The sequence below is a fragment of the Xanthomonas sp. NCPPB 3218 genome, assembly GCF_056725185.1.
In genome coordinates, this window is record NZ_CM161516.1 from 4,161,397 (window position 1) to 4,175,077 (window position 13,681).

The 13,681-nt window shown below is 67.7% G+C and carries 3 protein-coding genes; all 3 read right to left on the reverse strand.

The annotated features are described in order from the left end of the window. Nucleotides 1–82 precede the first annotated feature (82 nt). The 3 genes from AC1PLS_RS17185 to AC1PLS_RS17195 all read right to left on the reverse strand — a co-directional run bounded on the left by AC1PLS_RS17185 (nt 83) and on the right by AC1PLS_RS17195 (nt 13,087). On the reverse strand, nt 83–6,610 hold the full coding sequence (locus tag AC1PLS_RS17185) for an ESPR-type extended signal peptide-containing protein (protein WP_184433477.1): 6,528 nt from the start codon (nt 6,608–6,610) through the stop codon (nt 83–85). Nucleotides 6,611–7,154: 544 nt separating this feature from the next. Next, nucleotides 7,155–9,035 carry a S8 family peptidase gene (locus AC1PLS_RS17190; protein WP_184379275.1) on the reverse strand — a complete coding sequence of 627 codons (1,881 nt, stop codon included), beginning with the start codon at nt 9,033–9,035 and terminating at the stop codon, nt 7,155–7,157. An 83-nt stretch (nt 9,036–9,118) separates the two neighbouring features. Further along, nucleotides 9,119–13,087 (reverse strand): YadA-like family protein, encoded by a 3,969-nt coding sequence (locus AC1PLS_RS17195; RefSeq protein ID WP_221237799.1) that lies wholly within the window; start codon nt 13,085–13,087, stop codon nt 9,119–9,121. Nucleotides 13,088–13,681 lie beyond the last annotated feature (594 nt).

Sequence of the window (13,681 nt, forward strand, 5' to 3'; positions counted from 1 at the left end):
CCACGGTCCTTGCCCGCCCCCTCAGGCCTTGCTCTGGCGCGGCGGCGCACATCGGTGCCGCCGCGTGTCATGCAGCGGCGCGTTACCAGCCGAAGCCGGCACCCACACCGATCGAACTGTCGTCACCGCTGAGTGCGCCGCCCACCGTCAAGGTGGCGCGCGGGCTGATCGCACGCTGGTAGCCCACCGACAACGCCGATTCGCCGTTCTGGAAACCGACGCCGGCACCGACGCGGTTCTGTGTGGCGATACCACCGACGCTGGCAGCCATGTTCAACATCGCCGAACTCATCGCGCCCTGACGATCCAGGCGACGGTTCTGCCGACGCAGACGGTCTTCGATATCGCCCTGGTAGGTCTCGAAGCTGTCGGCCATCGCGTTGTAGCGGCTGTCGGTATAGCTGTTGGCCGCGGCAACGCCGTTGTCCAGCTGGCCCTTGTTGACCGCATCGGTGGCACGTGTGCCGGCGGCCACATTGGCCACCTGACGCTCGCCGCCGACGCTGCCCACCGACACCGTGTTGGCACGATCGGCAACCGACCCCTGACCCAGCGCGACCGCACCTTGCGCACTCGCACGTGCGCCCTGTCCGATTGCCGTGCCGGAGGCCGCACTGACCTGCGCGCCTTCGCCCATCGCCACCGCATTGGTCGCCACCGCGGCAATCTGCGTATTGGCGCCGACCGCGGTGCTGCCATCGGCATTGACGCGTGCGTTGCTGCCGATCGCGGTGTCGTTGGGGCCATGCGCATACGCGCTGCCGCCGATCGCCGTGCCGGTCACGTGATTGGCCACTGCGGCCGTGCCCACGGCGGTGGACGTTGCAGCCGGGGTGATACTGCCGACCACTGCGGCGGTCGGCGTGCCCTGCACGCTTGCGCCGGTATCGGCAACGGCATTGCTCGATGCGCTCACTGCGCTCGCAGCCACTGCAGGCACCCCTGCAGTGCGCAGCGACAGCGTGCGTGCCGCGGTGCTGGCCGTTGCGGTACCACCGCGTGCATCCAGCTCGGTGACCTTGCTGTCCAACGCGGTCAATGCCGCACCGACATTGTTGTAGCTGGCACCCTGGATCACGTAGGTCGGCGCGACGAACACGCCCTGCGCACCGATCGCCGCGCCACCGCCGAGGAAGCTGGCGGCGTTGCTGAGCGACTGGAACAGCTGGCCGCCGTTGATCGCATCGGTACTGGCACCGGCAATCGCACCGTTGCCGACATTGACGATGCGGCGCGTGGCCGGGCCGCCGCGGCCATCGCCGCTACCCACCGAGACCACGTTGGCATCGTAGGTACGCGAGCCTGAGCCCAACGCCACCGAGTCGGCACCACTGGCACCGGCATTGGCACCCAGCGCCACCGCATTGGCACCGCTCTGGCGCACGAAGGAGTTGTAGCCCAACGCCACACCGTTTTCGCCGATGGAATTGGTCTGCCGGCCCATCGCGGTGCTGTTCACGCCGCTGGCGCTGCTGTCCACGCCCATGGCGCTGGCGCCGGTGGCCGAGGCGCGGCTGCCGGAGGCGATCGCCACGCTGCGTGCGCCGCTGGCGGTTGCACCGGCGCCCGCTGCAGTGGCGCGATCACCGGTTGCGCTGGCCACCCCTTCACCGGTGGTTTGCACCATGCCGTTGGTGGTCTGCACATCGGCCGCCAGGGCATCCAGCTGGCCCTTGTTGACCGCATCGGTCGCCGCCTGGCCGTCGCTGACATTGACGATGCGACGCGTGGCCGGACCGCCGCGGCCATTGCCGCTGCCGATCGACACCGTGTCGGCTTCGTAGGTGCGCGAGCCCGAGCCCAGCGCCACCGAATCGGCACCGGTCGCACCGGCGTTGGCACCGAGGGCCACACCATTGACCGCGCTCTGGCGCACGAACGAGTTGTAGCCCACCGACACCGCGTTCTCGCCGATCGCATTGACCTGACGACCGACACCGGTGCTGTTGATGCCGGTTGCCGATGCATCCACACCGACCACGCTGGCGCCGACCGCATCGGCGCGGCTGCCGCCACCCAGGGCCAGCGTATTGTCGGCAAGGGCCGCCGCGCTCTGACCGAGCGCGGTGGCATTGACGCCGTCGGCATACGAATTCCAGCCGATGGCGGTGGTGTAGTCGGCCGTGGCCCACGCACCCGCACCGAATGCGGCAGCGCCGGTGCCGGAGGCACGCGCCGGGATGAAGCCGAAGAACGTGCTGCCGCCGACGGCCACGCTCTCTTCGCCGGTGGCTTCGCTGAATTCGCCCACGGCCACTGCACTTGCGCCGGAGGCCAGTGCGGCGGCACCCACGGCGGTGCTGTAGTCGCTGGATGCAACTGCGCCATAGCCCAGCGCCGACGACAGCCTGCCGCTGGATTCGCTGTAGCCACCGAAGGCGGCGCTGCCGACATTGGAGGCGGTGCTGCGGAAACCGGCCGCGGTGGCCTGGTTGTCCGATGCCACCGCTTCGCTGCCGAGCGCGGTCGCATAGGTCGAAATCGCCTGCGCGCCGGCACCGTTTGCGCTGGCGCCGACATCGCTGGCCAGGGCATTGCTGCCGACGGCGCTGCTGTTTTCGCCGGTGGCCTGGGCGTTGTTGCCCACTGCAGCTGCGCCGGTTCCGCTGGCCAGCGCACTCACGCCAACCGCCGTTGCGTTATCGACCACCGCCTGCGCACCGGCACCCAACGCCGTGGCGCCGGTACCGGTGGCATTGGCGCCCTCGCCTGCGGCCAGGGCGTTGTCGCCCTCGACGTAGGCGCCGGCATCGCTGTCATCGCTGCCGCTGGCCTGGAAGTACTTGCTGGTGGATTGTGCGGTTTCGGCAACGGCGTTGAGCTGATCCAGATTCACCGCGTCGGTGCCCTGCGTACCGGCGGCCACGTTGGTGATCTGACGCTCGTTGCCGGCGCTGCCCACCGACACCGCAAAATCGCGATCGGCCACCGAATCGGCACCCAGCGCCACGCTGCCTTCGCCGGTGGATTCGGCAAAATTGCCGAGCGCGGTGCTGTTGAGGCCCGGTGCCCATGCCGCGCCGCCGAGCGCGGTGGAGTAGTCCCCGGAGGCTTCGGTCGGCAACAGGCCGAGCAGGGCGCCACCGACCGACACGCTGTTGTAGCCGCTGGCCACGCTGCCCTGGCCGGCCGCAACGCTGTAGTCGCCGGTTGCGGTGGCATCGCCACCCACTGCCACGGTATTGGAGCCGCTGGCGGTGCTGAAATTGCCCAGCGCGGTGCTGTTGAAACCGGTCGCACTGGAATAGCCGCCCAAGGCGGTGGAGTAGTTGGAGGTGGCCTCGGCACCGAAGCCGAACGCCGCCGCGCTGGTGCCATCGGCCACGCTTTCTGCGCCGACCGCAGTGGCCGACTCGCCACTGGCGCTGGCGAAATAGCCCACCGCGGTGGTTTCGCTGCCATCGGCCACGCTCAACGTGCCGGCGGCCAGGGAACCATCGCCATAGGCACCTGCCGCCGCACCCAGCGCGGTGCTCTGCGCGCCGGCGGCTTCGCTCTCGCCACCCACGGCCACGGCGTAATCGCCGCTGGCCTGACTGAAGGCGCCATTGGCGATGCTGCCGTAGCCACTGGCAGCGGCGTTGTAACCGGCTGCATTGGCGTACTGCGCGGTGGCGCTGGCACCGCTGCCGATGGCGACGGCGCCGATCGCAGTGGCCTGGCTGCTGGAACCGAACGCGCTGCTGTAATCGCCGTCCGCGGTAGCGTTGGAGCCGGCTGCGGTGGCGTCCTCGCCCTGCGCATTGGCTGTGCCGGTACCTGTGCCGGCAAACAGACGCGCAGTGGTTTCGGCGGTTTCGCCGACTGCGTTGAGCTGGTCCAGGTTCACCGCATCGGTACCCTCGGTACCGGCGGCGACATTGGTGATCTGGCGCTCGCCACCGACGCTGCCGACCGCCACCGTATTGTCGCGATCGGCAACCGCGCCGGCACCCAGCGCCACGCTGTTGTCGGCGTAGGCCACGCTGTCGGTACCCAGTGCCGTGCTGCCCTGGCCCCACGCCACGCTGGCCACACCCACCGCAGTGGATGCAGCACCGTTGGCAAGGCTTTCATAACCGAGTGCGGTTGCGCCGCGCCCGCTGGCGATACTGCTGGCACCCAGCGCCGTGCTGTTATCGGCGAGCGCCGACGCACCGGAACCTGCCGCAACGCTGTCGGCGCCTTCGGCAATTGCGGTGCCGTCACCGGTGGCGACGAACGTGCGCGCGGTGTTGGCGGCGCCATCGGACACTGCCGTGAGCTGATCCAGATTGACCGCATCGGTGCCTTCGGTACCGGCAGCGACATTGGTGATCTGACGCTCGCCGCCAACCGTGCCCACCGACACCGTGCTGGCGCGATCGGCCACTGCGCCGACGCCGAGCGCAACGCTGTTGTCGACCGCAATCCGCGCGCCGTCGCCGATCGCAATGCTGTCTGCGCCTTCGACGACTGCCTCGGTGCCCAGCGCAATGCTGCGATCGCCATAGCCGACTGACTGCGAACCGATGGCGATTGCACGCCCACCGCCGGCATAGGCGTTGTCGCCGATGGCGACCGAAACGCTGCCGCTGGCGGCCGAGGTGATGCCCACCGCGACGCTGCCCGCGCCGTAGGCGGTGCTTTCCGCACCCACGGCGGTGCTGGTGTCGCCCCAGGCCACGCTGGCAAAGCCGAGCGCGGTGGATTCGAGGCCATTGGCGATGCTTTCGAAACCGATCGCGGTACCGCCACGACCATTGGCCACGCTGGTGCCGCCGACTGCAGTGCCATAGAAGCCCGATGCCGTGCTGTCGGCACCCACGGCGGTGGCATAGCGGTCGCTGGCGATACTGTTGAAGCCGAGCGCGGTGGCATTGTTGACATTGGCCACCGCACCACTGCCGACCGCAGTGGTGTTGACCGCTGACGCCAGGCTGCTCGAACCCAGCGCAGTGCTGTAATCCTCGTAAGCCGATGCATTGGAACCGGCCGCAACGCTGTCCACGCCTTCGGCAAACGCGGTGCCATCGCCGGTGGCCACGAACGTGCGCGCGGTGGTGGCGGCGACATCGGACACGGCGGTAAGCTGATCGAGATTGACCGCATCGCTGCCTTCGGTACCGGCGGCGACGTTGGTGATCTGACGCTCGTCGCCGGCCGCACCCACCGACACGGTGTTGGCGCGCGTGGCCACCGAATTGGCGCCCAAGGCCACCGAGTTGGCGCCGCGTGCGGTGCTGTAGTAACCCAGCGCGGTGCTCAGCTCGCCGCTGGCCCAGGATTCCGGGCCGACTGCCGTGGCACCTTCGCCAGGTGCATAGGCGAAGTAACCCACCGCGGTGGCTTCGGTGCCGGAGGCTTCGCTGAGCGTGCCCACTGCCGTGGTGTAGCTGCCCGATGCGATCGCACCGGCGCCGAGCGCGGTGGAGGCTTCGCCGCTGGCCTGGGTCTGTACGAAGAAGCCCAGACCCGGAATGTAATCGACCGGACCACCGACAGCGGTGCTGCTGGTGCCGCTGGCGCTGGTCTGCGTGCCCACCGCAGTGGCGTAATCGCCCGCCGCATTGGCCACCGCACCGAACGCGGAAGACTGCGTCCCGGCCGCATACGCACCGACGCCGAACGACGAGGCGGCGAAGCCATCGGCATTGGCGCTGGCGCCGACTGCGGTTCCGCCGACGCCAGCACTGGTGGCGCCGGTGGTGACCGGCACGCCGCCGTTGGTGACCAACGGCTCGCCGTCTTCGTCCACGGCAGCGCCGCCCACGGCCACGCTGCCAGGGCCGTTGGCCTGCGCGTTATGGCCGAATGCCGCGCTGTTCTGCCCGGATGCGAGCGCATTGGCGCCGACCGCAGTGGCATTGTCGGCCACCGCATTGGCACCGGTTCCCAGCGCAGTGGTCGCCGTGCCTACAGCATTGGCCGCATCGCCGGCAGCCAACGCGCTATCGCCTTCGACATAGGCGCCGACGCTGTCTTCGCCGGGGGTCGCCTTGAAGAACGTGGCCGTGTCTTCGGCCACGTCGGCCACGTCGCGCAACTGCGCCACGTTGACCGCGTCGGTGGCGTTGACGCCGGCGCCGACATTGGTGATGCGGCGCGTGGCCGGGCCGCCGCGGCCATTGCCGCTGCCGACCGACACCACATCGTCTTCGTGGGTGCGCGAGCCTGCGCCCAGCGCCACCGAGTTGGCACCGGTCACGCCGGCGTTTGCACCCAGCGCGACGCCGTTTTCGCCGCTCTGGCGTACGAAGCTGTTGTAACCGATGGCCACCGCGTTCTCGCCGATCGCATTGGTCTGGCGGCCGATCGCGCTGCTGTTCACGCCGCTGGCGCTGCTGTCGGCACCGCTGGCGAGCGCGCCGGTGGCGCTGGCGCGGCTGCCGGCGCCGATGGCAGTGGCGTTGGCGGCAGGTGCCGATGCGCCGCGGCCGACCTCGACCGATTGCGCCATTGCAGAAAGGGGGAGTGCGATGCCGGCGCTACCCAGCGCCAGGGCGATCGCGGCAACCAGGCAACGGCTCTGGCGGCGGTCGATGAATGCGGCGGTGCTCACTGCGCCCGGGCTGTCGCCGCTGGCCAATTCCGATGCCACGGCCCACACGCCTAACGATTTGTTCCAGACCTTGCGATAAATCCGATTCATCGACGCACTGCTCCTGAATGTTGGGACTGGTTTTTTGACGAACACCCACCATCGCGAGGCGTTCCAGCCGCTGCGGTTCCCCGTGGTGATTGGCGCCATGGGCCAAATGGCGGTGCGCGGGAAGCTGCACCCTGGGTAGTCAAAAAGTGAACGCTACCCAACCATAGAACTGAGCGAAGTGTTAACAGCGGTCAAATCAGGCGTCAAGTTTTTGACAGAAAGCGAAGCTGAGCGTGCGTTTCATCACACTTCTGCTTGCTTTTATTCGTTTTTTGATAATTCTTTGGAAAACAGCGATCTAGGTCATGTCTTGAGAGACATTTCCAAGCTGAATGCGCATGTCCGCAGCAGACAAAAAAGCCCGCTGGCAGGACGCCAGCAGGCTTGGTTGCGCAAAACCGCGCGCCGAACAGGTCAGGAATCGGGCCAGCGCTCCCCGCGCCGACCACTCAGCCCATCATGGTGCACGACGAGAGCGGTTTTGCCCGCACCGTTGCGTCAGGAAACCGACGTCAGCGCCCCCCTCGCGCCGCCATGTGTCGGATCACTGACGCGCCAACAGGCTCACTCCATCGAAGCCGCTGCCGTCGAGCCGGATGAAATAGGTCCCGGCACGCGGCGCGGTGAAGCGCACCGTCTGGCTGGTTCCGCTGCGGCTGGACATGCCGTCGTTGTCGGTCGCGCTCGGCGCGCGGCCCAAGGCGACATACAGCGCCGCCTGCCCGCTGCCGCCGAAGCTGATGAAGCTCAGCACCGCACCCGCGTTCGCCTCGAAGGCGAATACACCGGCATCGCCGGCCACATTGGACAGGCCGCGCTCGGGCACGCTGTTACGCAGCGTCTGCGCATCCAGCTGGCAGCCCAGATCGCCGCTGTCGCAGCGACGCAGTGCACGATCGATCGCCGCGCCGGCATCCACGATGCCGGTGCCGGCCGGCGTGCTCAACGGCAACTGCACCGGAAACGCGCGTGCACTGCGCTTGAGCAGGCGTTCCAGCGCCGCAGGTGTCAGCGGCGGCCTGCCATCGGCGATCAGCGCGCTCTGCACCAGTGCGGCAGTCCCCGCCACGTGCGGCGAGGCCATCGAGGTTCCGGCAAAGCCGGGCCCGATGTAGTCGAATTGGCCGGACGTGGGCGTGGTCTTGCCGGTGTAGCCGGTCTGCCAGATCCAGCTGCCGATCGGGCCGTCGTACAAGGTGTCGGTTGCCAGATCGCGTGCGCCACCACCGGGTGCGGCCAGATCGATCAAGCTGCCGAAATTGCTGTAGTACGCCAGGCCGCCGGTCAGGCGGGTGGCCGCCACCGACACCACATTGGCGCAGTTGGCCGGCACCGCACTGGACACATCCGAGCCGTCGTTGCCGGCCGCCACCACCACGGTGGTGCCGCGCGACACCGCACCGTCGATCGCCGCCTGCGTGACCGAATCGCAGGGGCCAAAGCCGCCCAGGCTCATGTTGATGATTTCCGCCGGGTCGCGATTGTCCGGCACGCCCTCCACATGCCCGCCGGACGCCCACACGATGGCATCGCTGATATCCGAGAACGAACCGCCGCAGTGACCGAGCACGCGGACCGGCAGCACCTTGGCCTTGTAGGCCACACCGGCACCGCCAATGCCGTTGCCGGTGGTCTCGGCGATCGTGCCGGCCACGTGGGTGCCATGCCAGGAGCTGTCATGCGCCGCGGAAAAAATGCCGCACTCGCCGTCTTCGGCTTCCCAGTCGCCGCGGTCCAGCGCACCCGCCACGCGCGCATCGGTCGGACGTCGCGACCGGCCGGCATCGGTGATGAAGTCGTAGCCCTGCAGCAGATTGCCGGCCAGATCCGGGTGCGCCGGCAGGATGCCGGTGTCGATCACCGCCACCACCACGCCCTCGCCCTGCGCGGTCTTCCACGCCGCCGGCGCATCGATGCCGCCGACCGGATCGGTGAGATGCCATTGATTGCTCGCCAGCAGCGGGTCGTTGGGCAAGCTGCCGCCGCTGCTCTGCAACGGATAGGCGCGTGCATCGATCTGCGCATGTTCCACCGCCGGATCGGCTTGCAGCTCGCGCACCAGGCGGTCGGCGTCGCTGCGGCTGAGTTGCGTGGGCAGCCGGATCAACTCGCCACCCACCGCCAGGGTACGCACATGCGTCGGCGCCGCCTGCGCGCCGCTGCGCGTGGCCGGCGCCAGGCGCACTGCCGCGCGTGATGCCGCTGCAGTGATGGTGGCCGTGGACGCGGCGCCGACGGTGCGCGCGCTCACTGTGCCGCTGCGATAGGTGACGATGATGGCGTCGACCGGTGCATCGCGCATGGCCTGCAACTGTTGCGCGCTGCGCATGCCGTCTGGTGTGGCCGCGCTGGCGATGCCGCCGGCGAGCGACAGCACCGCGCTGCAGGCAATGGCGAGGGTTCGGGAACGATGGGTCTGAATCACGATGACGTCCTCTTCAAGATGAAATGCAAATGAGTGAGCACGCAGCCGCCGCGAGCGCAGCCGCTGCGATGGCAAGACCTGCGCTACCAGCCGAAGCCGGCGCCCAGGCCGATCGACCGGTCGTCACCGCTGAGTGCGCCGCCCACCGTCAAGGTGGCGCGCGGGCTGATCGCACGCTGGTAGCCCACCGACAACGCCGATTCGCCGTTCTGGAAACCGACGCCGGCACCGACGCGGTTTTGTGTGGCGATACCACCGACGCTGGCGGCCATGTTCAACATCGCCGAGCTCATCGCGCCCTGACGATCCAGGCGACGGTTCTGCCGACGCAGACGGTCTTCGATATCGCCCTGGTAGGTCTCGAAGCTGTCGGCCATCGCGTTGTAGCGGCTGTCGGTATAGCTGTTGGCCGCGGCAACGCCGTTATCCAGCTGGCCCTTGTTGACCGCATCGGTGGCACGTGTGCCGGCGGCCACATTGGCCACCTGACGCTCGCCGCCGACGCTGCCCACCGACACCGTGTTGGCACGATCGGCAACCGACCCCTGCCCCAGCGCGACCGCACCTTGTGCACTGGCACGTGCGCCCTGTCCGATCGCCGTGCCGGAGGCTGCACTGACCTGCGCGCCTTCGCCCATCGCCACCGCATTGGTCGCCACCGCGGCAATCTGCGTATTGGCACCGACCGCGGTGCTGCCATCGGCATTGACGCGCGCATTGCTGCCGATTGCGGTGTCGTTGGGGCCATGCGCATACGCGCTGCCGCCGATCGCCGTGCCGGTCACGTGGTTGGCCACTGCGGCCGTGCCCACGGCAGTGGACGTTGCAGCTGGAGTGATGCTGCCGACCGTTGCTGCGGTGGGCGTGCCTTGGAGCGCGTTGCTTGCAGCAAGCCCGCTCGCCGTTGCGGTGACGGAGGACACCGCGCTGTCGGCCACGCCGTCAATGGCCAGCGATGTCGACTGCAGGCCATCGGCTGTCGCATCTGCGGCAGTGGCGACAATCGAGGCGTCCGCAGCCGGGGCTGGCGCCGTTGCTGCACGCGCTGCAGCCGAACGCGCCGCAGCGCCAGGCGTCGCGGTACCACCACGCGCATCCAGCTCGCTGACCTTGCTGTCCAGCGCAGCCAGCGCCTCGCCCACATTGCGGTAACTGCTGCCCTGGATCACGTAGGTCGGCGCAACGAACACGCCCTGTGCACCGATCGCCGCACCACCGCCGAGGAAACTGGCGGCATTGCTCAACGACTGGAACAGCTGGCCGCCGTTGATCGCATCGGTACTGGCACCGGCAATCGCACCATTGCCGACATTGACGATGCGGCGCGTGGCCGGGCCGCCGCGGCCATTGCCGTTGCCCACCGACACCACGTTGGCCTCGTAGCTGCGCGAACCCGCGCCCAGCGCCACCGAATCGGCACCGCTGGCACCGGCATTGGCACCGAGTGCGACGGCATCACGGCCACCCTCGCGGGTAAACGCGTTGTAGCCCACTGCCAGACTGTTGTTGCCCAACGCATTTGATTGCACGCCCAATGCCACCGCCGCGCTGCCCGTTTCGCCGACGAACACACCCACGTTGGCATTGCGCCCGATCGCGATCGCATCGGGCGCATCCGCCTTGGCGTTGGTTCCCAGCGCGATATTGTCGCCATAGAGGATCGACGTATTGGCGCCGCTCCCGATCGCGATGCTCCTGCTGGAGGTGGCACGCGCGTCATAGCCGATGCCGATGCCCTCCGCGCCCTCGGCCGATGCCAATGCCCCCAGCGACACCGTGCGCGGAGCGAACGAAGCCGCGCTATGGCCGATCGCCACCGCGTCGGTATTGTTGTCGTTGGAGAACACGTTGGCGTTGTAGCCAAGCGCAACGGCGTAATCGCCGTCGCTGCGCGCACCTGCGCCGATGGCAACGCCACCGACCCGGAACGCACCCGCCGGCCTGAGCGTGGAGCTGATCAGCGACATGCCGCCGAGCGTCACGCTGCGCTCGCCGGCGGCAACCGCCAGACTGCCCACGGCAACACTGCTCTCGCCAAGACTGGAGGCATTGAAGCCCACCGCCGTGGTCATGCTCGCGTCGGCCCGCGCACCAAAACCGAATGCCGACGCCGCCGTACTGCGCGCGGTCGAGAACGCGCCCACCGCGGTGGCGACATCATCCTGCGCACGTGCGCTGAATCCCGCCGCCATCGATTGCTCGCCGCTGGCCGCTGCCCCCGTGCCGACCGCGGTGGCGAAGCTGCGCGTGGCAATCGCCCCGCTGCCCAGCGCCGCTGCACCGCGCGCCTGGGCCAAGGTGGCCTGTTCCTGCGCGCCGACGATGGAACCCGCCGCATCGAACACCGGCACGGACGCGACGCCACCCACTGCAACGGCCGAGGCATCGGCCGCGCTGGCGTTGCGGCCGACGGCCACGGCATCGCGCCCGAGTGCCAGACTGCCCGAGCCCAGCGCGTTGGCACCATCGCCGATCGCGTTGCTGGCGCTCCCCAACGCCAGCGCATTGAGTCCGTCGACATGGGCAGCGACTTCGTCCGTATCGGTCTTGCCAATGGCCAGCGTGCTGTCGAGACGGTCGGCCACCGCACGCACGCTGTCGAGTTGGGCGACATTGACTGCGTCATTGGCCTCGGTGCCTGCCGCCACGCTGGTGATCTGCCGCGTCAGCCCCGCCTGCACATCGCCAACCGATACTGTATTGCTGCGGTTCGCGTAGGAATGCGCGCCCAGTGCGACGGCGCTGGAGGCAGAGCGGTTCCAGGCATCGTCGACAAAATCGCCCACACGCGCGCCATAGCCGATCGCCACCGTGTCGATGCCATTGGTTTCGGAGTCTGCACCGATCGCGGTGTTGTTGCCGTTGAACCACGAGGTGCCGGCACGTGCGCCCAATGCGATGCTGTTTTCAGTGTAGGCGGTGCTGTCGTGACCGATCGAGATGCCACCATCGCCCATCGCCAATGAGAAGCCACCCAGCGACACCGTGCGTGGTGCGAACGAACCGGCGCTATGGCCGATCGCCACTGCATCGGTATTGCCTGGTGCATTGGGAAAGATGTTGGAATCGTAGCCAATGGCAATCGCATAATCGGACTGGCTCTGCGCACCTGCGCCGAGCGCGATGCCGCCTGTTCCGGTGGCAGCGGTGATCGAGCCGAAGTTGCTGATGCCACCGACCACCACGCTCTGCACGCCACTGGCCAATGCGGTATCGCCCACCGCGATACTGCTGCTGCCTTGGCTGCGCGCCCGGTAACCGAAGGCCGTGGACGTGTCTCCGCTGGCACGCGAACTGTAGCCGCCGGCGGTGGAAAGAAAACCACTGGCCGTGGACAAACCGCCGATCGCGGTGGCGCCATCGTTGAAGGTCTGTGCGCGATAACCCACCGCCGCGCTCTGCACGCCAGTGGCGCTGGCGCCGCTGCCAACGGCGCTGGAAAACGGATCCCCAGCCACTGCACCGCCGCCGACGGCGGTGGCCCCCACACCGGACGCCTGTGTGGCCTGTTCGCGTTGCCCGATGACAAATCCGGATGCGTCGTAGTCGTAGACCGTTGCCACGCTGCCGACGGCGGTTGCCGATTCCCCTGCGGCCGACACGTTATGTCCGATCGCGGTGGCGTCGCGCTCCAATGCCAGGCTTCCGCCGCCGAACGCGCTGGTTCCATCGCCCAGCGCATTACTCGCATTGCCCAGTGCCAGCGCATCCTGCCCATCCGCAAACGCCGGTGCATCGGCATCGGCCGCAGGTGTTGCCGCTGCTCGCGCGCTCGCGATGGCAGGCGCGGCGCTGTCGCTTGTCGCCGCATCGGCGTCGCAACGCTGTTGGCCTTGAACCACCGTGCAAGGTGCAAGCGCGTCGGCTTGCGTGGTCGTGGCGTGGGCAACTCCAGCCACGCCGGCAAGCGCCAGCAGCAGTGCCGCCGCCAGCCTGCCGCGCGCATGCCCCGCAGATCGATATAGCGCTCGATTTCCCGCATCGCGGGCAAGCCTCACCGTTCGGCGATGAGCACGCTGCTCACCACCGGCATCCAATTGAATTCGCTTCATTACCGACTGACTCCCCATTGGTCTGGCATGTAAAAACCGACCACCGTGCGATTGCATCGCACGGTCCCCCTGAGGTTTATCGAAAACGCACTCGCCCTGCTTCTGCAGCGGGAACTACCCGCGCAAAAGCATCCACGATCAATCCATAAAGTGCTGCAGAAACGCCATGAATCGAAGATTCATAACGTGGTCTGAATCTATTGAAAAACCAAAAGTTCAATTGAGATTGACGTCACACAAGCAGCATCACCAGATACTTCGACTAAATACCTAGTAGTTTTTATAGTTACTTAAAGTAAACCATGTTTCGACCTTCACTAAATGCAGTTCATCGCAACAGTGCCAATGCGACCGCAGGCGTTCGCCGCCATCGGCAACGCATGCAACGTGATGGCGACAAGCCTTGTGCTGGCCGCAGGCAAGGCTGGAAAACCGCGTTTTTCTCGAGTGTCCTGCCGCTGCGCGCGCTGTATGCAAGGACGTGGCTGCCATTGGCAGACGTCGCAGGCGAGCCTGGCTCCTTGGGAGCCTGCAGTCGACCCAAACGCGGCCATGCATTTTCTTGCTCATAAAGCACCACGCATCGCCACGCCG

Bases quoted from the DNA above. Each gene is read 5' to 3' on its own strand.
- AC1PLS_RS17185 (WP_184433477.1), bottom strand. From the start codon at position 6,610: ATGAATCGGATTTATCGCAAGGTCTGGAACAAATCGTTAGGCGTGTGG.
- AC1PLS_RS17195 (WP_221237799.1), bottom strand. From the start codon at position 13,087: ATGAAGCGAATTCAATTGGATGCCGGTGGTGAGCAGCGTGCTCATCGC.